General features: G+C 38.6%; 28 protein-coding genes. 21 read left to right on the forward strand and 7 right to left on the reverse strand.

The annotated features are described in order from the left end of the window. Positions 1–103: 103 nt before the first annotated feature. The 12 genes from gvpU (at position 104) to CR194_RS03655 (ending at position 6,123) form a co-directional block, all read left to right on the forward strand. Positions 104–496, forward strand: a complete 393-nt coding sequence (gvpU, locus tag CR194_RS03600; RefSeq protein ID WP_110608259.1) for a gas vesicle accessory protein GvpU — start codon at positions 104–106, stop codon at positions 494–496. A 163-nt stretch (positions 497–659) separates the two neighbouring features. Beyond that, the gene (locus CR194_RS03605) at positions 660–1,235 is read left to right on the forward strand and encodes a hypothetical protein (RefSeq protein WP_110608260.1); all 576 of its coding nucleotides are present in this window, start codon (positions 660–662) and stop codon (positions 1,233–1,235) included. A gap of 14 nt (positions 1,236–1,249) precedes the next feature. Then, positions 1,250–1,519, forward strand: coding sequence for a gas vesicle structural protein GvpA (gvpA, locus tag CR194_RS03610; RefSeq protein WP_110608261.1), 270 nt, complete (start codon positions 1,250–1,252; stop codon positions 1,517–1,519). 79 nt (positions 1,520–1,598) lie between these two features. After that, entirely contained in the window at positions 1,599–1,874 is a 276-nt protein-coding gene (locus CR194_RS03615; RefSeq protein ID WP_110608262.1) for a gas vesicle protein GvpO, read from the forward strand. Between the two features lie 5 nt (positions 1,875–1,879). Then, the gene (gene gvpN / locus CR194_RS03620) at positions 1,880–2,992 is read left to right on the forward strand and encodes a gas vesicle protein GvpN (protein ID WP_233254213.1); all 1,113 of its coding nucleotides are present in this window, start codon (positions 1,880–1,882) and stop codon (positions 2,990–2,992) included. Positions 2,993–3,028: 36 nt separating this feature from the next. Then, entirely contained in the window at positions 3,029–3,790 is a 762-nt protein-coding gene (locus CR194_RS03625; protein ID WP_158282161.1) for a GvpL/GvpF family gas vesicle protein, read from the forward strand. Further along, positions 3,787–4,044, forward strand: coding sequence for a gas vesicle protein GvpG (locus tag CR194_RS03630; RefSeq protein WP_110608264.1), 258 nt, complete (start codon positions 3,787–3,789; stop codon positions 4,042–4,044). The genes CR194_RS03625 and CR194_RS03630 overlap by 4 nt, the downstream gene beginning before the upstream one ends. A gap of 47 nt (positions 4,045–4,091) precedes the next feature. Further along, on the forward strand, positions 4,092–4,946 hold the full coding sequence (locus CR194_RS03635) for a GvpL/GvpF family gas vesicle protein (protein WP_110608265.1): 855 nt from the start codon (positions 4,092–4,094) through the stop codon (positions 4,944–4,946). A 21-nt stretch (positions 4,947–4,967) separates the two neighbouring features. Continuing rightward, the gene (locus tag CR194_RS03640; protein WP_110608266.1) at positions 4,968–5,204 is read left to right on the forward strand and encodes a gas vesicle protein; all 237 of its coding nucleotides are present in this window, start codon (positions 4,968–4,970) and stop codon (positions 5,202–5,204) included. 5 nt (positions 5,205–5,209) lie between these two features. After that, the gene (locus CR194_RS03645) at positions 5,210–5,527 is read left to right on the forward strand and encodes a gas vesicle protein K (RefSeq protein WP_233254214.1); all 318 of its coding nucleotides are present in this window, start codon (positions 5,210–5,212) and stop codon (positions 5,525–5,527) included. A gap of 42 nt (positions 5,528–5,569) precedes the next feature. Further along, a complete protein-coding gene (locus tag CR194_RS03650) occupies positions 5,570–5,896 on the forward strand; it encodes a gas vesicle protein (RefSeq protein ID WP_110608267.1) in 327 nt (108 codons plus the stop codon). 47 nt (positions 5,897–5,943) lie between these two features. After that, complete coding sequence (locus CR194_RS03655; RefSeq protein WP_110608268.1) at positions 5,944–6,123, forward strand: hypothetical protein; 180 nt, start codon at positions 5,944–5,946, stop codon at positions 6,121–6,123. 78 nt (positions 6,124–6,201) lie between these two features. Here CR194_RS03655 and CR194_RS03660 read toward each other — a convergent pair whose 3' ends face one another. Beyond that, positions 6,202–7,041 carry a LysR family transcriptional regulator gene (locus tag CR194_RS03660; protein WP_110608269.1) on the reverse strand — a complete coding sequence of 280 codons (840 nt, stop codon included), beginning with the start codon at positions 7,039–7,041 and terminating at the stop codon, positions 6,202–6,204. A 111-nt stretch (positions 7,042–7,152) separates the two neighbouring features. On the opposite strand from CR194_RS03660, the gene CR194_RS03665 reads away from it, so the two are divergent. Together CR194_RS03665 and CR194_RS03670 are read left to right on the forward strand one after the other, a co-directional pair. Continuing rightward, positions 7,153–7,521: a VOC family protein gene (locus CR194_RS03665; protein WP_110608270.1), complete on the forward strand. Its 369-nt coding sequence runs from the start codon at positions 7,153–7,155 to the stop codon at positions 7,519–7,521. 66 nt (positions 7,522–7,587) lie between these two features. After that, positions 7,588–8,364, forward strand: a complete 777-nt coding sequence (locus CR194_RS03670; protein ID WP_233254215.1) for a class I SAM-dependent methyltransferase — start codon at positions 7,588–7,590, stop codon at positions 8,362–8,364. A gap of 10 nt (positions 8,365–8,374) precedes the next feature. Here CR194_RS03670 and CR194_RS03675 read toward each other — a convergent pair whose 3' ends face one another. The 6 genes from CR194_RS03675 to CR194_RS03700 all read right to left on the reverse strand — a co-directional run bounded on the left by CR194_RS03675 (position 8,375) and on the right by CR194_RS03700 (position 13,958). Continuing rightward, complete coding sequence (locus CR194_RS03675; RefSeq protein ID WP_110608271.1) at positions 8,375–9,223, reverse strand: M55 family metallopeptidase; 849 nt, start codon at positions 9,221–9,223, stop codon at positions 8,375–8,377. Between the two features lie 217 nt (positions 9,224–9,440). Continuing rightward, entirely contained in the window at positions 9,441–10,358 is a 918-nt protein-coding gene (locus tag CR194_RS03680; protein ID WP_110608272.1) for a YncE family protein, read from the reverse strand. A 125-nt stretch (positions 10,359–10,483) separates the two neighbouring features. Continuing rightward, entirely contained in the window at positions 10,484–11,950 is a 1,467-nt protein-coding gene (locus tag CR194_RS03685) for an amidase family protein (RefSeq protein WP_110608273.1), read from the reverse strand. Positions 11,951–12,120: 170 nt separating this feature from the next. Then, positions 12,121–12,294 carry a hypothetical protein gene (locus CR194_RS03690; protein WP_199228144.1) on the reverse strand — a complete coding sequence of 58 codons (174 nt, stop codon included), beginning with the start codon at positions 12,292–12,294 and terminating at the stop codon, positions 12,121–12,123. Between the two features lie 300 nt (positions 12,295–12,594). Beyond that, positions 12,595–12,792, reverse strand: coding sequence for a cold-shock protein (locus CR194_RS03695; RefSeq protein ID WP_110608275.1), 198 nt, complete (start codon positions 12,790–12,792; stop codon positions 12,595–12,597). A 233-nt stretch (positions 12,793–13,025) separates the two neighbouring features. Continuing rightward, positions 13,026–13,958, reverse strand: a complete 933-nt coding sequence (locus CR194_RS03700) for an NAD(P)H-dependent flavin oxidoreductase (protein ID WP_199228135.1) — start codon at positions 13,956–13,958, stop codon at positions 13,026–13,028. Positions 13,959–14,417: 459 nt separating this feature from the next. On the opposite strand from CR194_RS03700, the gene CR194_RS03705 reads away from it, so the two are divergent. The 7 genes from CR194_RS03705 to CR194_RS03735 all read left to right on the forward strand — a co-directional run bounded on the left by CR194_RS03705 (position 14,418) and on the right by CR194_RS03735 (position 21,304). After that, positions 14,418–16,367: an asparagine synthase-related protein gene (locus CR194_RS03705; protein ID WP_110608277.1), complete on the forward strand. Its 1,950-nt coding sequence runs from the start codon at positions 14,418–14,420 to the stop codon at positions 16,365–16,367. Positions 16,368–16,371: 4 nt separating this feature from the next. Beyond that, positions 16,372–16,536: a paeninodin family lasso peptide gene (locus tag CR194_RS20650; RefSeq protein ID WP_110608278.1), complete on the forward strand. Its 165-nt coding sequence runs from the start codon at positions 16,372–16,374 to the stop codon at positions 16,534–16,536. A 64-nt stretch (positions 16,537–16,600) separates the two neighbouring features. After that, entirely contained in the window at positions 16,601–17,536 is a 936-nt protein-coding gene (locus CR194_RS03715; protein ID WP_110608279.1) for a phosphoenolpyruvate carboxykinase (ATP), read from the forward strand. After that, the gene (locus tag CR194_RS03720) at positions 17,530–17,829 is read left to right on the forward strand and encodes a lasso peptide biosynthesis PqqD family chaperone (protein WP_110608280.1); all 300 of its coding nucleotides are present in this window, start codon (positions 17,530–17,532) and stop codon (positions 17,827–17,829) included. The genes CR194_RS03715 and CR194_RS03720 overlap by 7 nt, the downstream gene beginning before the upstream one ends. A gap of 19 nt (positions 17,830–17,848) precedes the next feature. Then, a complete protein-coding gene (locus CR194_RS03725) occupies positions 17,849–18,322 on the forward strand; it encodes a lasso peptide biosynthesis B2 protein (RefSeq protein ID WP_110608281.1) in 474 nt (157 codons plus the stop codon). Continuing rightward, positions 18,315–19,496, forward strand: coding sequence for a nucleotidyltransferase domain-containing protein (locus CR194_RS03730; protein ID WP_110608282.1), 1,182 nt, complete (start codon positions 18,315–18,317; stop codon positions 19,494–19,496). The genes CR194_RS03725 and CR194_RS03730 overlap by 8 nt, the downstream gene beginning before the upstream one ends. Before the next feature lie 11 nt (positions 19,497–19,507). Beyond that, complete coding sequence (locus tag CR194_RS03735) at positions 19,508–21,304, forward strand: ABC transporter ATP-binding protein (RefSeq protein ID WP_110608283.1); 1,797 nt, start codon at positions 19,508–19,510, stop codon at positions 21,302–21,304. The last annotated feature ends 178 nt before the right edge of the window (positions 21,305–21,482 follow it).

Consider the following 21,482-nt stretch of genomic DNA (forward strand, 5'->3'; position numbering starts at 1 on the left):
CGATTTAAACGGGGGGAGCTCACGTTTTGACACATTGAGGGGAATTCTTCCTAATTTATTTACGATTATTTATTAGTGTAGCTTTTTATAAAGAGGTGATGAAATGAGTGATAAACCAATGAATACCGATGTAGATACCGTCTTACAACTGCTGATTGAAACAGCTAATACAAAAAACTATAGTTTTGACATTACGCTTAACGTAAAAGGCACGGTTGTTACAGGTACCGTCATCGCTGCGAAAGACTACTTGGAAAAATTATCTAAAGAATTTTCACAAGAGGATGAAGTAGAAAAAGAAATAAATGATAAATTGCAATCTGCAGTGGATGCCTTAGAGGAAGAAGAAGAACCTTCAGCTAACTATGTACATTTAGAAGAAGCTAAATTATTTAGTGAATCAGGGAAATCTCTTCCCTCAGAAGGATCAGTGTTGTGGCGAGGTAAATTAAACGACGTAGATGGATTTTTTCTAGGTAAGGTAACGGCCGATTAGAGTTTTTCCTAAATTGAAAGTTGGCCACCATGATGTAATGTTTTCTAATTTCTGATTGCTTGTTTAATATCTATGAAATAAAGGAAATGCCCATGGTGAGACCATCTTGTAAAATAACGCCATAGATTCAATTTTCTGAAAAGAGAGGTGGTGTCAACGAACCATGTCAGAAGAGAACGATCAAGATTCCTTGATTACTGGTGATGCTGCTAAGAAAGCTCTGCTAGCCGGTGGTGCTGTTCTTTCTAGTGGAGCGGCTTTAATGGCCAATAAAGATATTCGTCAAAAAACGAAAAGGTCTTTTAAAGCGGTGAAAGAAGAAGTGAAGGACGAAGCGAAAGATGAGGCTGAAGATGTTGCGGATGATATGCCTAAAACAAAAAACGCAGCCGCAGCCACGGCGATTGGAAAGAAATTCTATGATACTTTTGAAAAAGTCAGAGAAGCTAAAGATGATATAAAAGAAAATCTTGAAGGTGCCGGTGAACAGCTGAAAGAAAAGGCTGAAGAAGGAAAAGAGCGAGCGCAAGAAGCGAAGGGTAAGATAAAGGAACAAGCGGAAAATGCCAAAGAAGAAGTAAAAGATAATGAACTGACGAACCCTGATGATTCCAATGACTCAAAGAATGATGGCATTAAAAAGGCTAGTGATTTAAAAGGGTATTCTGATGTCAAAGGATATGGAGATATCAAAGGTGCGAGCAGCATTAAAGGTGTTGACCAAATAAAAAAACCTTAAAGGAGAGATGAGAAATGGCTATTCAAAAAAGTACAGATTCCTCAAGTTTAGCGGAAGTAGTAGACCGAATTCTAGATAAGGGTGTTGTGATCGATTTATACGCTCGTATATCTTTAGTCGGTATTGAATTAATTACAATAGAAGCCCGAGTTGTTATCGCAAGTGTGGACACATGGTTGCGTTATGCTGAAGCAGTGGGACTTCTTAGAGACGAAGTACAAGGGGAAATTGATTTAGAAACCTCAGATGATGGAAGAGGTCAAGAACAGCTTAATTTCGCATAATAACTAGTAATAAATTTCAAAGCGGCATATGTGATGAGCATATGCCCGCTTCTATTTTCAAGAAAAGGCGGGAAATGTGATGAAACTAGAGGAAATTATGGATACAGTTAGTTCTTTTTTTGAGAACCACGTGAGACCAGTTCACCGAATTACTTCAGTTAACGAAAAAGATGAATATTGGGAAGTACGGCTTGAAGTGATCGAAGAAAAGGAATATATGAAAAGATATGGTCGTGATCAACTCATAGGTGAATATATTGCTAAATTAAATGATGACCTTGAAGTCACTTCTTTTGAACGCATTGGTTTAAGAAAACGAACATCTGTCAAGCGTGAAGATGAAGAGGGGAGGTAAAGTGGTTGGCTAGTACAGAAGGTAAGTTACAGCAGCAAACGAAAGAAAAAAGAAGTTCAAAGACAGAGTTGAAAAACAAACCAGCACGTACTTCCCGAAAAAAAGCGCCTGGAACTAGGCCGCAGAAAACATTGGATACAAGAGCAGAAAGAATGCGAAAAAGATCTGAAAAAGGTTCTACTTCGGAAAATAAAAAAACGGAACAAAAGCAAATTCCTAATCAAAGAAAACAAACGAAACGTCAACCGATGGATCGGTCTGATTTCGTTGAAACGGATAGAATTAAAGAGCTTGTCTCAAGAACCACACCTTATTTACAAGCAGGCTATCCTCTTCACTTAACTGGACCAACAGGCGTAGGGAAAACAGCTTTGGCCCTTCATTTAGCAAGTAAGTTTGACCGTCCTGTGATGCTGTTACATGGCAATCATGAAATGAATAATGAGGATTTGATTGGTAGTATAGCAGGATTTACCAGCGAGAAAGTAATTGATAACTTTGTTCGTCAAGTGTATAAAAAACAAGAGGAAGTCAAGGAGAAATGGCATCCGGGTCGTTTAGTAGAAGCGATTCAAAAAGGGTATACTCTTATTTATGATGAATTTTCACGTTCATCACCGGAAACAAATAATTTATTTTTGTCCGTGCTAGAAGAAGGGGTTCTTCCATTATACGGAACGAAGCAAAAGCAATCATTTTTAAAAGTTCATAAAGATTTCCGAGTCATTTTCACATCCAACCCAGAAGAATATGCAGGCGTGTTTGACACGCAAGATGCTTTAATAGATAGAATGATTACGATAGAAATGAACAATGAGACGCAGACAGAACGTGAAATTCTACGTAATCGTTGTAACATTCTAGCGAAAGAAGCCGACATTATTTTAAAAATCACAGGCAAAGTGAGAAAAGCATGTGAGAAAGAAAATAAAAACGGACCTAGTCTCCGCGCATCATTAATGATCGCCACAATATGTAAAAAGTCTGAAATACCTATTTCCACAGATAATCAACAGTTTACAACCGTCTGTAAAGATATCCTTGCTTCCCACGTAGTGAAATGTTTGGATGGCAAAACAATCAAAGACGCAGAAGAATGGGTAGAAGAAATAAGTTAATGAATGAAAAGTTTTATAAGAAAGGGGAGGGTTATAGTGAGTGGAGATTTAGGGGTGTATTTATTTGCTGTAGTTAAAGCTGACGCTGAATTACAACTAGATAAAGTGAAGTTAGCGGGCGAACATCGAAAACCATACACCATTACGTATGAAGATCAAGCGATGGTCGTGGCGGACGCTCCAGTGCAAATATATGAGCCGAGTAGAGAGAACTTAAAAGCACACCAAAATATGGTGGCAGGACTCATGAACAAGACCACGGTTATTCCAATGAGCTTCGGGAATGTATTACAATCTAAAGATGACATTCAAGTATTGTTGAAGCGTTTATATAGTAAGTTCGACGACATTTTTCCACGTATAGAAAACAAAATTGAAGTTGGTCTAAAGATTATTGGTAAAAAGGAATGGATGACAAATCAAGCTGGCAAACAAAAAGACTTAGCTAAGATGAAAGAGTCGATTCAAGGAAGCAAAAAGGATATCACCTACTATGATAAAATTCGAGTAGGAGAAGCTGCCCAAAAGTTTGTCAAAGGGATTCACTTTGAATTTGAAAACGAAGCGTTTCAACCGTTGGCTAAAATAGCTGACGCAGCTAAAAGCAACGAAGTCATCGGTGAACGAATGCTTTTAAATGCCTCTTTTCTCGTAGATCGTTCTGAAGAAGAAGAGTTTGATAAAAAGGTCAATGAGATTCACGAAGAGTGGAAAGATCGGGCTGACTTTAAATATTCTGGTCCATGGCCAGCCTACAACTTTATCGATGTGAAAATCAAGGCAGATGACGCCTCATGATCCATAAATTGTTTACTTGGCCCATCGATACGATTGTCTTTGTAGGTGAAAAAGTAAAAGAAGAAGTGGATAAAGAATTGTATGATGTGGATCATATACAACAAAAAATGGTTCATTTGGAAATGATGATGGAAATGGAAGAAATCTCTGAAGAAGCTTATGAAAATCAATATGAAGAATTAATGATACGGTACCGAGTGGCAAAAGAAATTGAACAGCAACAGTTAAGAGAGTCATTGGAAGAAGACAGATAATTCCTGGCTCTCCATCGCCCTATTGCAACTGAAGGAGTGAATATGAAGTGGCTGAACTTGAAAACAATGATCTCATTTATGTCTATGCTTTTTTGCCAGAAAAAGAAGCAACCACCAAGAACCTAGGTGATATACAAGGAATCGATCCAGAAAAACATGTAGAATTGTTCACTTCTAATGAATTGACAGCTGTAATATGCAGAGTAAGCCCTGAGGACTTTGCAGAAGAAAACTTCAAACGGAACGTCGAGGATATGAAATGGTTGCAACAGCGAGCCTTTCATCATCATGAACTAATGAACACTTTACACGATACGTTCACTATCATTCCTTTGAAATTCGGGACGATTTTTGAGAACGAAGATCGACTGATTGAGATGGTCACGCAATATAACGAAGAGATGAAGGAAATTTTATCTCAAGTAAAGGGTAAAGAAGAATGGAACCTCAAGATCTTCGCAGATCATAAAGTATTCTCTGAGAAAGTAATAACAGATAATGCTGACATTGAAGCAAAAAAACAAGAGATTTCGGAAATGTCAAAAGGAAAACAATTCTTTGCCCGAAAGAAATTGGATCAGTTTATTGAGGATCAAATTCAAGTTGAGATCGAAAAGAAATGCAGTGGCATTCATGACCAATTAGTAAAGTTAAGTCAGAATGCGGAAGTCAAGAAAAACTGGGATCAGAAAGTAACAGGTAGAGAAGACGCCATGGCGTGGAATTGCGTGTACCTTCTTCAATCAGGTGAAAACGTAGAAACTTTCAATCAGATTATTCAAGGCTACCAAGACCGCTCAGATGAAGAAAAAGAAGGTTTGCGTTTTGAATCCACAGGTCCTTGGCCTGCCTATCACTTTGCCAATTTCAAGAGTCCAGTCAGTGGTACTTCAGAACAATAAAACTAGATGGGAGTGACATACATGCAAACGGAAACAATGAAAAATAGAGATGTCTCCCTTCTCGATATTCTGGACGCAGTTCTTGATAAAGGAGTTGTTCTCCGAGGAGATATTACCATATCGATCGCTGACATAGACCTCGTTTATCTTGATTTGCGCATTCTGTTGACGTCCGTGGAAACATTAATGGAATCAAGGCAAAAGCCTAGCGTCATGGAATTAGAAGAGAAAATGAATCAATCAGAGAGGGGAGTGTAGATACAATGGATGCTAAACATGGAATGATAGTCGGTGGTGGGGAGCCAGCTCACAGACCCACAGGAAAAATTGCTTTAGACCCTGAAAAAGCAGAAGAAGGATTGGCACAGCTTGTTATGACCGTTATGGAGCTGCTTCGACAGCTTGTTGAGCGCCAAGCAATGCGCCGTGTAGAAGGTGGCACTCTTTCTGATGAACAGGAAGAACAATTAGGGGTTGCTTTAATGAACTTGGAAGAAAAAATGGAAGAACTAAAGGAAGTGTTCGATCTAGATGATGAAGATCTGAATATTGATCTTGGACCTTTAGGTAATTTGTTATAGGAATGTTATTGTGTTGTACCACAACTGTGAAGGAGGAATAGTATGAATAACAGAGATCCAATCAAACAATCGACGGCTTCCAACAGCCTTGTTGATGTGTTGGAAACCGTACTTGATAAAGGTGTAGTCATTGCAGGAGACATTCAAGTGAATATCGCTGATGTAGAATTGTTGACGATTAAAATCCGCCTACTAGTCGCTTCAGTTGATAAAGCGAAAGAAATAGGGATGGATTGGTGGGAAACTGACCCTCATTATTCTTCAAAAGGATTGAGAATTCAAGAGATCCAAGAAGAAAATGAACAGCTTCATGATCGAATTAAACAATTAGAAAAGCATCTAGGTGAGCCGAGTCAATCGAAAGGATAATTGTCCGTTCGTCCATCCATCAGAACATTAGAAAGTCAGGTGAGTGAATGAACAAAAAAGACTTATTCAAAGATGTAAAGCGATTACTTAAAGATTTGAAAACACAAGATCGATCAACGGTGGCTCGAAGTGAAGAGAGTCAAACAAAGTCAGGCCTGTCTGTGAAAAAAGACTATGTCATTAGAGGTAAAGTAGGTTTACCTGGTAATGAAGAAAAGAACCGCTAATATTTGAGCCTTTACTAGATACACAATTCTGTGACGGGAATTGTGTTTTTTTAGCTTTTTCCTCTAAGCCCTAATTTTTCAATCGAACATTTCTAAAAAAGCTTGAACTTGAGGTAATTCTTTGGCGGGATCGTCAAAGCATAGCCATGTATCTCGCGTTAGAGGTTTCCCATCAAGCTCTAGTGATTGAAATGTATAGGTGGCTTCATTCAAATCACGAGTAGCTACCTCAGGTAAAACAGCCATGCCAACGCCATGGATCATTAACTGTTTACACGTCTCTATTTGGTCCACTTTTATTTTCTGATCTGTACTCCATTCACGATTGGCACTAAACCATTCATCTATCTTGGTATGAAGACTAAGGTCGCTTTGGAATTCGATGAGTGGTCTATCTTTTGAATTAGATAGATATTTCCGGCCGATCAAATACAATCGATCGGAAAAAAGCAACTGGTGATTCAGTGCTCCCGCTTTGTCACCACGCACAATTATGACATGGAAATCCGATTTAGATTGGACGATCTCTTCGCTCAATCCAGTGACCAATTCCACCTTCACATCAGGGTACTTCTCAATATATTTACCTAATAATGAAGGAATGGAATATTGACCAACAACGGATGACACTCCAAGAGATAGGCGTCCACCAATAGTCTCTGCGATTCTTGACAAATCGTCTCTTAACTTCTCTTCTCCTTCCAATGTTTTCTCGGCAAAGGCAATGACTTTTTCACCAGCTAGTGTGGGAATCATTCGCTTATAACTACGAATAAATAACTTTTGATCCCAAAGATGTTCAATTTGTTTCAATCGTAGACTAATAGCAGGCTGAGAAATATGTAATGTATTCGCTGCAGCTCGAATGGTTCCTTCTCTTCGAATTGTCGCAAGTAGCTTATAATCTTCTACCTTCATCGATGTCCCTCCTGTGTATAAGTAAAACTTATCAAGAATTGAAATATATATGTATTATCCTTATTATACTAAACGTTTTATACTTTAGGGGAAGAGACGAATAAGGGAGGTATGCGTATGTTTAAAGCAATTGATCATGTTCAACTTGCTGCACCGAAAGACTCTGAAGAAGAGGCTCGAGAATTTTTCATGAATGTGTTAGGATTTGAAGAATTGGATAAGCCTGAATCGTTGAAACAAAGAGGTGGGGCTTGGTTTAAATATGGAATCGTACAAATTCATGTAGGGATTGAAGATCCATTTTCACCGGCAAAAAAGGCTCATCCAGCCTTTGAGGTGGAGGATCTAGAGATTCTGAAGCACACCTTAAATAAATCCACGATTCCTTATATAGTGGATGTAGATTTGCCGGGTGCAAAACGCATATATGTCCATGATCCTTTTGGAAATAGACTGGAAATGCTTGAGTGGATAAACTAACAAGGGATAAGGTGACGTTAAACGATTGAACAGCTTGCCTTTGACCACGAATGTGAGGGGTTGATCATGATCGATTTTCATGACCCGAATAATCGGAAATCATATACTAATCGAGAAGTTGACGGTCGTTGGCTTGACACGTTGCAACGATTAGTGGGAAATAAATTTGTTAATGATGCTGTAGATATAGGTTGCGGCGGTGGAATTTATACTAAGGCATTGAAAAAAATAGGCATCGGTCATGTTACAGGGATCGATAACTCCGTGTCGATGCTTAGTGAAGCAAAAGAATTTTGCAAAGAAGAGGAGTCAGTGAATTTCCAGTTAGGGAGTGCTTATAAGACTGGATTAGCTGACAATCGATTTGATCTTGTGCTTCAACGGGCGTTGATTCATCATTTGGATGATTTAAACATGGCTTTTCTAGAAACTTATAGAATTTTGCGTAAAGATGGAATATTAATAGTGCAAGATCGAACACCGGATGACTGCTTCATAGAAGGAAGCCACACTCACTTGAGAGGCTATTTCTTTACTCTTTTTCCTCACCTAAAAGAAATAGAGTTAAAGAGAAGGTACTCAAGTGAAGCGATAAAACTTTCATTAGCTGCCGCGGTATTTAGTCATATTGAAGAAACAAAAGTATGGGAAACGAAAAATCATTATTTTTCAAAAAAAGCATTTTTGGCAGATTTGCGATCACGAAAAGGACGATCGATTCTTCATGAATTAACGAATAAAGAACTGGATCAATTGATATTATTTATGGACAAGGAAGTACCTGATAACATAGAAATTTATGATCAGGATCGTTGGACGATTTGGAAAGGGGTAAAAAGGTAGTAGTATTGGTCTAAGCATTGATCTGTCCAAGCACTCCGTCGGTCGCTGCCATGGCGATGATGACACAAGCCCACATTTGTTTATATGCAGTAAGATAGTCTTCACTAGTAAAGCGAATAGTCTTTGGGCCTATCAGTTCTACTCCGGGGATGGTGGTTGTCATGAACGCTTGGCTGGTCCGCTTGAATGTAATATCGAAAGTGGCGGGGAGCTCCGCTTTATAGACTACCACACGTTCAAGGTTATGAACGGCCTTTTTAGCTTTTTCTTTAATAAGAGCATGAGATCGTACAGGAGGCAATAAATCGGCAGCTATTCGGTCTATGCCACGCTTTACAATAGCTGTTTCCATGTCGGGGAGTGTTTTTTTCACTTCTTCTGAAACGGCATCATCTCCAGATAGCATGAGGATGGGGACATTGAAGTGGCCGGCGACACCTGCGTTCATTTCTGCTTCTCCTACAGGTCTTCCATTAATCTTGATTTCCCACACGCAAATTCCTGCTAAGGTATGGTTAATAACGGCCCTTTCAGATCCACCTTCTCGACCATGGTAACCAATGAAAAAGACCCCATCAAAACTTTCATCGAGTCCTTCCATCTGACACATCACTCGATTATTTCCAGTAATTAATCTTGCTCTTGGGTCTAAGTCTTCAATAAATATATTAGACATATTTCCGTGTCCATCTGCAACAAGAATATCTGTTGCACCAGCTTCACAAGCACCCTCTATGGCAGCATTTACATCTTCAGTCATGAATTTTCGAAAACGTTGGTACTCATCATTTTTTCTTAGTTGGTGGTTAGTAGCTACTCCAGTTGCTCCTTCAATATCTGCAGAAATAAAAATCTTCATCGTAGCAGAACTCCTTTGCCCATTTTTTTCATTTATATTATCATACCGGGATGGGACCACTTTTAGATTAATCTAACAAAACACACTGTCTATGCTAAGCGTTTAGGTTGAATAAATGATCGCTTCAATGAAATAAGCTTTGGGCTTAGCCCATTTAAGCTGATACCCTAAAAAACGTCCAGGTTTGGACGTTTTTTCTATGAGGAAGATGATTAGATTATCGTTTAACGTAAGCTATACCATCTGGATGGATCCCTACGTCAATACGTCTTTCTTCTTTAAGGGTACTCATTTTTATGACGGAAAGGTCATTGGTTTTGTTATTCGCAACATACGCATGTGAGCCATCTTGATTAAATACGATTCCGCCAGCCCAAACCCCTACGGGCAGTCGTTTTATTTCCCAAGGTCGAACGGTTCCATTGATTTGTTGCTCTGTTTCGATGACTGAGACATCACCGGATTGTCGGTTAGCAATAAGAGCGTATTTACCGTCTGGAGAAAAAACAAGCCGAACGGGCACGTTTCCAACACGTCGCTTATATAAAACTTCATACGATGTAGTATCTATGACAAAGAGAGTATCATCATCTTGGTTGGCGACATAAAGATGTTGTCCGTTTGGATGAACAGCTACGCCTTCAGGTCCGGGACCAACAGGGAAGTGGTTAGTAATTTTTTCAGTTTTTACATCCATGACTGTGATATTATTGCTACCGATATTAGGGATATAGACGGTCTGTCCATCAGGAGAAAAAGAGATCATATGAGAGTATTTTTGGTAAGTAGGAATGACTTTCTCAATCTCATCCGTTTCTGTGTTAATAATAAATACTTTCTCACTATATGTAGAGGCCAAATACAGTTTTTTTCCGTCTTTTGTTAAGCCTACACCGTGAGGGAAACTGAAATCAGGGTGTTCGATGCGCTTTACTATTTCAAACGTATCGTTATCGATGACATTCAACTTGTTTCCTAAAGAGCAAGCTACATAAGACTTTTTACCATCTTTAGTGACGACCACTTCATGAGGATTATGGTCTGTATCAATCGTTTTTTCCACTTTATTCGTTTCTAGATTCACGATGGAAATGGTATCTTCGTCTTTATTTAATATAATAAGATGTTCTGACATAAGTTGATTCCTCCTAGTTTGAAAATTCACTACAATTGTAACACATTATTTCGGGACTAGAAATAAAATGAAGAACCTAACCGAAGAGAAATTCCCTTTGGTTAGGTTCTATATCATAATACTTTTTACAGTTGAGGCTTTTTACGTTGTTTTGTAGCTTGTTCAAAAGCATAGGCATATTTTAATAAGGTGGATTCTGAGAACGCCGAGCCTGTAAACGTTATTCCTACAGGCTCTCCAGCGGACGTATAGCCTGCTGGTACAGTAACTGAAGGATAGCCTGCTTTTGCAGGAATAGAGGCACCAAAGTTATTCGGGAATACAAGGGCATCTAATTGATGCTCCTGTAATACAGCATCTATTCCTTCTTCCTTCGCTTTATACTGGTCAAAGGTCAAGGCATTTAAGTAAGCCGCGTCCGTTAAAGTACCACTTGTTTGTTCCGATTGTTCCAAGATGGATTGACCGTATTTCAACCTTTCGTCAGGGTTTCTTCGATTAAATTCAATAATTTCAGCCAACATTTTAGGAGCGGATATTGAATGATAGTCTTTCAAGTGAGCATTCAATGCGACTTTGAATTCATAAGTCATCACATCCATCGTCCAAGAAGCTTGCATGGATGGAATAGTCACCTCATCAACGATATGAGCCCCCATATCACGTAGTTGAGCGATGGCTTGTTCTACAATAGGAAGTTGTTCGTCGGTCATATACTTGAAAATGCCTTCTCGAACGATTCCCACCTTTGCACCTTCTAATCCATTCGTATCTAAATTGGAAGTGAAATCAGTATCTCTAAGTATGTTTGTATTGGTAATTGGATCAAGAGGGTCAAACGCAGTCAATGAATTCATCGTTAATGCAGCATCGACGACAGTTCGTGCCATAGGGCCAGCAGTATCTTGAGTCGTTGAAATAGGAACAATCCCTGAGCGGCTAATGAGACCGACTGTCGGCTTTACTCCCACGAGCGAATTTTGACTGGCGGGGCTTAAGATTGACCCCGAAGTTTCAGTTCCGATCGCAAGCATAGCAAAATTCGCTGCTACACTTGCACCGGAACCACTGCTAGATCCTCCGCAGTCAAATGAGGAGCCGTATGGGTTCATGACCTGTCCGCCCCTTGAACTATACCCACTTGGCATTTCATCAGACATGAAGTTTGCCCACTCAGTCATGTTCGTTTTTCCAAGAATTATGGCACCAGCTTCACGCAATTGTTTAACTACGAAGGAATCTTTTGTGGCATAAGAATCTTTCAATGCTATTGAACCTGCACTGGTGTGCATTTTATCTGCAGTTGCCAAATTATCTTTAACTAGAACGGGCACTCCATGTAAGGCACTGCGATAACCGGTTTCTTTTCTTTCCTGATCGAGCGCTTCTGCAGTCTGCAGAGCATCTGGATTGATTTCCAATATGGAATGCAGTCCATTGGGCCCTTTATCAAACGTGGCGATGCGGTGCATGTACAAAAGTACAAGATCTTTAGCGGATATTAGGCCTCGATCCATGTACTCTCTTGCTTGTTGCAACGTTAACTCTTCTAATTTCGTGTCATGGAATAATTGCAAACGTGGACTTAGCATAGTTTTCCTCATCCTCCCTAATCAGTAACTTCATCGTAGCTTAAATGAAGGGGTTTCTCAACGATATAGCTAAAAGGATCTAAATATGTAAGGTGCGCTGAACGGAAAAGGAGGTGGTCATTACAGAAAAAATGGGTCATCTCCTTGTAGGGGGAGACGACCGATTCAAATTATTTATTGTTTCTTTTTTGACGGTTGTTTTTTTTATTTTGTTTTTGATTGTTGTTCTGAGCATCATTTTCTTGAGCGAATTCTGTATTCAAGTTTTCTAAATCTAACTCGTTATTTTGACTGTTACGTTGCTGTTGATTGTATCGTTCGTTGCGTTTTTCATGATTATTCAAAATTTTCACCTCCGCTGAAGTATATTTGAATTCATCAGGCTACAAAAGAGTATATAAACACTCTAGTTTTAACCTGCATTTATATTATTAATAAAAAAATCAACATTATGTATTCCGATATAAAAATTGTGGAATAAAACGCTTTTGTTGATATGGATAACTTTTATTTTCAAGGTATTCTTTGGATATAAAACAATTGGAAGGTAAATGAAGTTGTTATTTCACTGAGGGTGTAGGAGGGAGGGATGCCTAAAAAAGACATATAAAAAAGGCCCTAATGAAAAGGCCTTTTAAATGTTATTACTTTTGAACGTTAGCAGCTTGAGGTCCGCGTTGTCCTTCTTCGATGTCGAAGTTTACTGTTTGACCTTCTTCAAGTGATTTGAAACCTTCGCCTTGGATAGCGGAGAAGTGAACAAATACGTCGTCTTGTCCTTCAACTTCGATGAAACCGAAACCTTTTTCTGCGTTAAACCATTTTACTGTACCTTGTGTCATGAAAAATTCCTCCATTGTGGGGTTTGCCCACGATTTATTACTAGTTGAGCTCTTCATTTAATCGTTCCAGAGAAAAATCACTCGCTAAAGTCTTTTATCTTTCAGTCATATCCGAACGTCAATAAGCTTTCTTTAGTATAGTACGATTTTCTTGAGAAAGATACCCCTTTTCCAAAAAAAATTATTAAAAAGATAGATGGTAAAGGTGGTAAGTGGTTTTTTTTCCCTTCATATCAAGCTTTAGAGATAGAAGGAAGGTCATTAAATTCTTTTTTTATACGATCAAAAATTTCTTTGACTGAGAGAATTTCAGTGATTTCCCCTACTCGAGAACCACTGAAAACCAATCCCTCTTCAGCGTCACCCCCTACAGATTTAAGTAAAGAATCTAAAATACAATAACGATGTGAACATTTTTTCAAGCATGAAACACAACGGTCAATCTTTAATTTTTGGTCGTTACTAATTTTATCAGTAAAACGATTGGGTACAGCTCGGCCATCTAGGCCTACAACAGATTTAATCAAAACTGTTTCTGTACTGCTTAGGTACTTTTCTTTAAATGAGAGAGGGGCATCGCATTCTTGACTTGCTACAAACCGGGTGCCCATCTGAACACCTGATGCACCAGCTTCTAATGCTTTACGAACATCTCTACCATCTATAATCCCCCCTGCAGCAATAACTGGAATATCCACAGCTTCGACTACTTCCGGAAGGATATCAAACAATGGTCGATCGGTTCCTAGGTGTCCACCAGCTTCCGTTCCTTCAACAACAACAGCTGATGCACCTAACCGTTGAGACATTTTTGCTAATTTCGCTGATGAAACGATGGAAATGACCGGGACATTGTACGATTTCCCCCAATTGTACATGTCCCTGGAGATTCCCGCTCCTGAAATAATAAAGTCTACCTTTTCTTCCATGGCAGCTTTCATGGTTTCAGCGAAATCTGTCATGGCATAAAGGACATTGACACCTATATAACCGAGTCCTTTTGTTTTTTCTTTTGCTTCACGAATATGGTATTTCAGTTCATCAATCGGAATGCCAGTACCGGAAATAATTCCGATTCCCCCTGCATTTGAGACGGCCGATGCTAAATTACTTAATGAAATGCGGACGCCCATTCCTCCTTGAATGATTGGCAACTTCGATTTCATGTGTGCAATCTTAAGTTCTGGTAACTTCAATTAACTCACCCTTTTTAAGTTTTCACGAATAGGAAGAAGCTGTTAAAACTTTCAATCAATTCGTTGAATTAAATCTATTTTACCAAGAAAAAAAACTAAGATCATCACCAGGTACTAATATTTGGTGACAATCTTGTGATTTTTTTATTCGTGTGTGACGCGTCTTTATTAGAGAGAGAACTCGACATACGATTAAAATAGGCAGAGTAACGCTAGTCAAAAATATTTTTCTTACCTAATTGACACTATATTCAAAGAGTGGTAAATTAATTTTATAGAAGTTGTTCGTTATTAAGAATAAGCTAAAGGGAATTTTACAGACTCATGCCTTTAAAGCTATTAATTTTTTTAGACACATATTTTTTTACCTTATTTGTTCTATATAACGTACAATATTTGATTTTATGTAAATTTGTGGGGGGTTATTGCATGAGTGCCATCGTTGGGATACTAAATACTAACAAAATACCCGTTCCAACGGTTCAGAGCAAAAATATGATGTTGTCATTGCATCACTATCCTTCTGATGTTGTTCATGCTTGGCATAAAGAGTCGATTTTTATGGGTTGCTTGAATCAATGGATCACCCCGGAACAGATTGGTGAACAGTTACCTTATTATGATTACGAAAAACAATATGTGATTACAGCGGATGCGATTATTGATAATCGTCCAGAACTGTTTAGCATGTTGCAGGTTAAGCGGATAGATCAACAAGAGATGACCGATGCCAGACTTATATTACTGGCTTATGAAAAATGGGGAGAAGAATCCGTTAAACATCTTATTGGTGATTTTGCCTTCATGATTTGGGACGAGCGTAAACAGAAACTATTCGGAGCAAGAGATTTTTCAGGGGCGCGTACACTGTATTACTTCAATGACTTCAACCGATTTGTTTTCTCAACAACGATTGCTCCTATGTTTACGTTGCCTTATATAAAGAAGGAATTAAATGAAGACTGGCTAGCCCAATTTATAGCCATTCCCAGTATGGTAGAAGCGGCGGATATGCAAGCGACCGTTTATAAAACTGTTGAACAAGTTCCACCATCACATACGATCACCGTTTTAGATGGAAAAGTGAAATTAACGAGATATATCACGATTGACGTTCGGGATAAATTGAAATTAAAGTCAAACGAAGAGTATGAAGAAGCATTCCGAGAAGTTTTTCAACGTGCTGTAGTTGATAGGACCAGAACATATGGGGAGGTAGGATCCCATTTGAGCGGGGGATTGGACTCTGGCACAGTGGTTAGTTTTGCTGCTAAAGAGCTATTAAAAGAAGGCAAGACATTGCACACATTTAGTTATGTTCCGGAAGAAGACTTTAAAGATTGGACACCGAGTTACTATCAGCCCGATGAAAGTCCTTTAATTAAAAAGACAATCGCGCACGTAGGTAATATTGATCCTGAATATATGAGGTTTGAAGGCAAAACTCCTTTGGCTGAAGTTGACGACATGTTGGGGATCATGGAAATGCCTTATAAATTTTTTGAGAACACGTTTTGGTTAAAAGGAATTAATGAAGAAGCAAATCGAAAAGGAATAAAAATGCTGTTAAATGGAGCAAGGGGCAATCATTCTATTTCTTGGGGATCACTAAATTTAACCTACAGTTACTATGAATCTTTAATGAAAAAATTAATGTGGGTTCAATTATTTCGAGAGTTAGATTCTTATTGCATAAATTTTCGGGCCGGAAAGTCCGATGTTGTTCCATTTATCGCCAAAAGAGTAATGAAGTCCTTTAGCTGGCAAACGAATAGTGATTATCACTTCCCCAAGTTTGTTAATACATCATTGGCGAGAAGAACTGATGTATTTGCCAAACTAAACGATTATGGGATTGATATTTCAGGTAATTTTTCAGGTAACTTATCACAATATAGAAAGAAGTATTTCAAAGATCTATCTGCTTGGAATAAGAGTGGAGTCGTTGGAACGAAAATGTCTTTACGATATTCATTGTGGGACCGTGATCCATCCAATGATTTAAGGGTGATTAAATTTTGCTTATCGTTACCTGAAGAACAATATGTCACTGAAGGTTTAGGGCGCTCCATTATAAGAAGAGCAACGATAAATATTCTGCCAGATCAAGTTAGACTTAACCAACGAAGTCGAGGTATTCAAGGTGCTGACGTCATCCATCGCATGAGTAAACAATGGAGAGGATTTAAAGATGAATTATGCAAGATGTCCAATGACGTGAGAATGGCTGATTTGTTAAACATTGATTTAGTGAAAACAGCCCTCTCTAAGATGGATGATCAACCTCGTCCAGATTTAATCTTTGAAGATGAATTTAAAATGTTAACACGTAGTTTGATTATTTATCGCTTTCTAGAAAAATCTGCTGAGAGGGGGTGAGAAAATGAAAAAAAAGTGGGAAACACCTGATTTAGAAATTTTAAATATTAGTATGACAATGAACGGTCCTGGAAATGCAAACGCTGATTGTTTTGATGTTGGAGATGGAAATGGACAAGGCCAAGAAACACATGAAGGTCGGTCAAATGCTAGTTGCTTAGGTAGCTGATATTTTTAAACCCTTATGCTTTTAGTGAGTGTAAGGGTTACTTTATTAGAAAGGAACATAGCCGATGATTGAAACGGTAAAGACAACAGTTTATAAAGCTTTCGGATTAAATCTATCCAGTGTGTATTCATTACCGGAGCTAGTTCAATGTAACACTGAAAATATAAATATAGACGTAAAAATACACAAATCTGAGCTAGATGAAGTGTGGCAAGAACAAGCACTTTCCACTCAAATGGCTGTTATTAAAGAACATTCAATCATGGTGATGATTCCAAATGTGGCCATTTTCTTAATTGAAAATGGTAAAGACATTCGGGTTTCTCCATTTACAGGAGCAAAGGAGGACCAAATTCGCCTCTATCTGCTTGGAACATGCATGGGAGCAATTCTTATGCAACGAAAGATTCTTCCATTACACGGAAGTGCAATCGTTATCGAGGGCAAAGTTTATGTATTAGTAGGAGAATCCGGTGCTGGAAAGTCAACACTTGCCTCCGCTTTTTTACAAAAAGGATTTAAATTGGTGAGCGATGACGTCATCCCTGTCATCTTTTCTGAAGATGGAATTCCTCTTGTTATCCCTGCTTACCCTCAACAGAAGCTTTGGCAAGAAAGTTTAGATTCTTTTGGAATAGATTCTAGTGACCTTAAACCTATTATTGATCGTGAGACTAAATATGCTGTACCGGTAAAATCTATGTTTTCAAATGAAATCCTACCTTTAGCTGGTGTATTTGAGTTGACGACAACGAAAGAAAACGAGATTCAGATCACAATAGTAGAGGGTCTTCAAAGATTTCCGACCTTATATCAACATACGTACCGTCAATTCTTTCTTGAACAGGCGGGATTAATGAAATGGCATTTCCAAACATCAGTAAAGTTACTTAACAAATTGAAAGTTTACCAACTAAAACGGCCAGTTAATCGCTTTACAGCGAATGAGTTAACCTCACTGATTCTATCAACGATTTCAAAGGGGGAGAAGACATGTTAAATCAAAGCGCGGTTGATTTAACCCACTATATCTCGCAGAAAGAAGGAAATATCGTCAGCGACATGGACGGGGAAAAGGTCATGCTTAGCGTTAATAATGGTAAGTATTATAACTTAGGTGTGATGGGCGGAGAAATATGGGATATGTTGCATCAGCCCATTTCTATTGAGCTAATTGTAGAGGAATTACTGAATCGATATGACGTTGACTATGAGCAATGTAAACACCAAGTTCTTACCTTCTTGGACAAGTTAAGAGATGAAAGTTTGATAGAAATCACACCGAATAAATGAAGACAAAGGATGATGGCCCATGCGAAAGATAGTCACTTTTTGGAGTATGCCACGGAAGATGAAAGGGATGGCTCTAGAAGCTTACTTGTATTTAGGATGGGCACGTGTGCTGAAGAAATTTCCATTCGCTAAAGTGGCTCCATCATTGGGGACTGCCATGGAAGAAACTTCGTTAGATATGAAGGAAGCGAATGTGAAGACGATTAAACAAATATCTTCAGCGATTCATTTAATGAGCTGCTACACGTTATGGGAAAGTCAGTGTCTTGTCAAAGCCATTGCTGCCATGAAGATGCTGGAAAAACGTCAGATCGAAAGCACACTTTATTTAGGCACAGGTAAAGATGAGAATGGGAAATTGATCGCTCATGCATGGTTAAGGAGTGGACCTTATTATGTATCAGGATCTGAAGGAATGGAAAAGTTCACGGTGATTGCTAGTTATGCAAAATCATTTCATCCAGAAAATCGTCAAGGAGAATCCTATGGATAAAATTCATTCTTTAAACATCAATCATTTATCGAAAGAAATGAAATTGATCATTGCCTTATTAAAAGAAACAGACAAAGAACTCATAAGTCAGTCTGAAAAATTGACTGAAGGAATCGATTGGAATCATTTTTTGGACTTATCTTTTCATCATCGTGTCTTTCCTATAATGAAGACAAAATTGAAATTTGTAGATACAGGGGCAAATGTTCCTTCATTTGTACTGGACGTCTTAGACAAGGAACATAAAAAGAATACATTTCAGATGCTGTTTTTGACGAGTGAAATGGAGAAAATCAGCAAAGTGTTTACAGCAAATCATCTTCGTTTACTGTTTCTAAAAGGACCCGTTGTGGCTCAGGCATTGTATGGGAATGTCTCTTTAAGGACATCTCATGACATAGATTTATTGGTGGATATTCACGATTATTCAAGGGCAAAGGATCAAATGATTCAAATGGGGTTTGCTGAAAAAGATTACATCAAGTCCGTGTTAAATGATTGGAAGTGGCGTCATCACCATTCAGTTTTTCACCACCAAAAGTCAGGAATTAAAGTAGAGATTCATTGGCGTCTTCATCCTGGACCTGGTTCAGAGCCTGATTTCAATGAATTGTGGAATAGAAGAAGTCAAAGTACATTAACAAAGCAGCCCATTTATCTTTTAGGCAATGAGGACTTATTTTACTTTCTAACAGCACATGGGGCACGGCATGGTTGGTCACGACTTCGTTGGCTCTATGATATTCATCAACTGACTAAACAAGAAGTCAATTGGAGCAAAACGAGAACATTACTAAAGAAATATCATAGTGCTCAAATAGGGGGACAAGCTCTCGTATTAAGTAAGGTAATTTTTGGTTCCAATATAACTGCTCATGAGCAAAGAAAGCTAATGAATAATCGCTCAATGAAGCTTGCTCGTCATGCCATTTATTACTTAGAGAACATGATCAACTTGCATGATGAGACGTTACCTCAAGACGTAGCTAAGTACCATAAACGTCACCTGTTTTCATTAATGTCCCTTCACCAGAAGACACTTTTTACGCTAAGTTTTTTGTATCCTTATCCTGAAGATGCAGAACTTTTACCACTACCAAAACAGTTACACCTATTATATTTCCCTTTTCGTCCTTTTCTGTGGGCTTGGAGGAAAACGAGAGCGTTACCCTAGGGAGGTTCACTATGACTCATATCTTTTATTTTCTTAAACAAATTCATGCTTATGCTGGAAAATCGCTTTATGTTAACTTATTCGCCATGGCGTGTATAAGTATGCTTGAAGGCATAGGGATCCTTTTACTGATTCCGATGATCACAATGACAGGAATCGTTCAGCTGGACGCAGGAGGTACTCCAGTTGCGGGATTGTTTGAATTTCTGCAAGAAATCCCGGCTTCCATTGGTTTACCGGTGGTGTTAGCGATTTATGTGGTCATCGTGATTGGTCAAAATTTGTTACAAAAGTTTATCGCAATCAAAAACGCAAAGATTCAGCATGGTTTTTTCCGTCATATGAGAGTGGAAACGTATTCGGCCATTCTACATGCCGATTGGAATTTTTTTATAAAAAATAGAAAGTCTGATCTGATTAACATTATGACCTCTGAAATAGCGAGAGCTAGTGCAGGAACGCATTCTTTCTTGCAATTTGTTTCGTCGTTGGTTTTTACATTGATTCAAATTGGGATAGCTTTTTGGCTGTCACCTAGCATTACGACGTTCGTGTTACTTTCCGGGCTCATTCTCATTTTCTTTTCTAGAAGCTTCCTTAAGCGATCACTGGCCCTTGGCGATCGGAATTTCACGTTAGGAAGATCCTACTTAGCGGGAATTACAGATCAAATCAATGGCATTAAAGATATTAAAAGCAATACGTTAGAGCAATCAAGGATGGAATGGTATCGGAAAGTGACTCAGAGTATGGAGAATGAGCAAATCGAGTACACGAAGATGAAAACGACGTCTCAGTTATATTATAAAATGGCCTCCGCTGTTTTAATTGCCACCTTTATATTTATTGCTGTTAATATATACAACGCGCAAGCTGGGCAACTCATGTTAATTATCATTATCTTTTCACGTCTCTGGCCGAAAGTAACGGGTATTCAAAGTTCTATGGAAATGATTGCGTCGACTATTCCTTCTTTTAAAGCTGTGAAGCAGATGCAAGGGGAGTGTTTAGATTCTAGAGAAATTCTTGCTGGGGGAGATGAATTGAAACGAGAGGCTCTCCAAGTTAGACAAGGAATTACTTGTGAGAATATCAGTTTCCGATACAATCGTGACACACCTACTTACGCCTTGAAAGATATCGACATCTTTATTCCTACAAATCAAATGACCGCGATTGTCGGGCGATCAGGAGCGGGGAAAAGCACACTCATTGATTTACTCATGGGGCTTAATCAACCGGAGCAAGGCAAGATTCTTATTGATGGAGCGCCTCTAACGAGGGGAAATCTCCTTTCTTTAAGGAAAGCGATCAGTTATGTTCCTCAAGATCCATTTCTTTTTAATGCGACCATTCGTGAGAACATGCAATTAATAGAGCCGAATGCGACAGAACAACAAATATGGGATGCTTTGGTGTTTTCTTCAGCAGCAGAGTTTGTCGGGAAACTTCCTGAAGGACTGGATACACTCATTGGTGACCGAGGCATTAGATTGTCAGGTGGAGAACGCCAACGACTCGTATTAGCGAGAGTCATCTTGAGAAACCCGTCCATCCTTGTTTTGGATGAAGCGACGAGCTCTTTAGACACCGAGAACGAGGAGAAGATTCAGCAAGCATTAGAGAGATTAAAAGGAAAAATGACGATCATTGTCATCGCCCACAGATTATCAACGATTCGCCATGCGGATCAGGTGATTGTATTGGAAGAAGGAGAAGTGATTCAAAGAGGAGAATTCGGACAGTTAGCAAAAGAGAAAACCAGTGTGTTCGGGAACTTGCTAAGAAACCAGATGAAAGCGACTTAATCAGCTTCTAAGAATTAATTCCTTTTATGTAGAGACACCGTCCAATAGGAACGGTGTTTTTTCTTTTGAATATTTAATTTTCAAATCCCTCAAAAATTTGTTGTCAAATTTCCATATTTATCATATAATTAATAGTACATTACATCACTAATGCACTATGCTTGTGAAGGGAGGGGTG

Source organism: Salipaludibacillus keqinensis (genome assembly GCF_003226325.1).
Taxonomy (GTDB): domain Bacteria; phylum Bacillota; class Bacilli; order Bacillales; family Salisediminibacteriaceae; genus Salipaludibacillus; species Salipaludibacillus keqinensis.

Bases quoted from the DNA above. Each gene is read 5' to 3' on its own strand.
- CR194_RS03695 (WP_110608275.1), bottom strand. From the start codon at position 12,792: ATGACACAAGGTACAGTAAAATGGTTTAACGCAGAAAAAGGTTTCGGT.
- CR194_RS03685 (WP_110608273.1), bottom strand. From the start codon at position 11,950: ATGCTAAGTCCACGTTTGCAATTATTCCATGACACGAAATTAGAAGAG.
- CR194_RS03675 (WP_110608271.1), bottom strand. From the start codon at position 9,223: ATGAAGATTTTTATTTCTGCAGATATTGAAGGAGCAACTGGAGTAGCT.
- CR194_RS03640 (WP_110608266.1), top strand. From the start codon at position 4,968: ATGCAAACGGAAACAATGAAAAATAGAGATGTCTCCCTTCTCGATATT.
- CR194_RS03700 (WP_199228135.1), bottom strand. From the start codon at position 13,958: ATGAAATCGAAGTTGCCAATCATTCAAGGAGGAATGGGCGTCCGCATT.
- CR194_RS20650 (WP_110608278.1), top strand. From the start codon at position 16,372: ATGAAAAAAAAGTGGGAAACACCTGATTTAGAAATTTTAAATATTAGT.
- CR194_RS03735 (WP_110608283.1), top strand. From the start codon at position 19,508: ATGACTCATATCTTTTATTTTCTTAAACAAATTCATGCTTATGCTGGA.
- CR194_RS03730 (WP_110608282.1), top strand. From the start codon at position 18,315: ATGGATAAAATTCATTCTTTAAACATCAATCATTTATCGAAAGAAATG.
- CR194_RS03665 (WP_110608270.1), top strand. From the start codon at position 7,153: ATGCGTATGTTTAAAGCAATTGATCATGTTCAACTTGCTGCACCGAAA.
- CR194_RS03655 (WP_110608268.1), top strand. From the start codon at position 5,944: ATGAACAAAAAAGACTTATTCAAAGATGTAAAGCGATTACTTAAAGAT.
- CR194_RS03680 (WP_110608272.1), bottom strand. From the start codon at position 10,358: ATGTCAGAACATCTTATTATATTAAATAAAGACGAAGATACCATTTCC.
- CR194_RS03705 (WP_110608277.1), top strand. From the start codon at position 14,418: ATGAGTGCCATCGTTGGGATACTAAATACTAACAAAATACCCGTTCCA.
- CR194_RS03660 (WP_110608269.1), bottom strand. From the start codon at position 7,041: ATGAAGGTAGAAGATTATAAGCTACTTGCGACAATTCGAAGAGAAGGA.
- CR194_RS03605 (WP_110608260.1), top strand. From the start codon at position 660: ATGTCAGAAGAGAACGATCAAGATTCCTTGATTACTGGTGATGCTGCT.
- CR194_RS03630 (WP_110608264.1), top strand. From the start codon at position 3,787: ATGATCCATAAATTGTTTACTTGGCCCATCGATACGATTGTCTTTGTA.
- gvpA (WP_110608261.1), top strand. From the start codon at position 1,250: ATGGCTATTCAAAAAAGTACAGATTCCTCAAGTTTAGCGGAAGTAGTA.
- CR194_RS03715 (WP_110608279.1), top strand. From the start codon at position 16,601: ATGATTGAAACGGTAAAGACAACAGTTTATAAAGCTTTCGGATTAAAT.
- CR194_RS03670 (WP_233254215.1), top strand. From the start codon at position 7,588: ATGATCGATTTTCATGACCCGAATAATCGGAAATCATATACTAATCGA.
- gvpU (WP_110608259.1), top strand. From the start codon at position 104: ATGAGTGATAAACCAATGAATACCGATGTAGATACCGTCTTACAACTG.
- CR194_RS03645 (WP_233254214.1), top strand. From the start codon at position 5,210: ATGGATGCTAAACATGGAATGATAGTCGGTGGTGGGGAGCCAGCTCAC.
- CR194_RS03615 (WP_110608262.1), top strand. From the start codon at position 1,599: ATGAAACTAGAGGAAATTATGGATACAGTTAGTTCTTTTTTTGAGAAC.
- CR194_RS03650 (WP_110608267.1), top strand. From the start codon at position 5,570: ATGAATAACAGAGATCCAATCAAACAATCGACGGCTTCCAACAGCCTT.
- CR194_RS03720 (WP_110608280.1), top strand. From the start codon at position 17,530: ATGTTAAATCAAAGCGCGGTTGATTTAACCCACTATATCTCGCAGAAA.
- CR194_RS03725 (WP_110608281.1), top strand. From the start codon at position 17,849: ATGCGAAAGATAGTCACTTTTTGGAGTATGCCACGGAAGATGAAAGGG.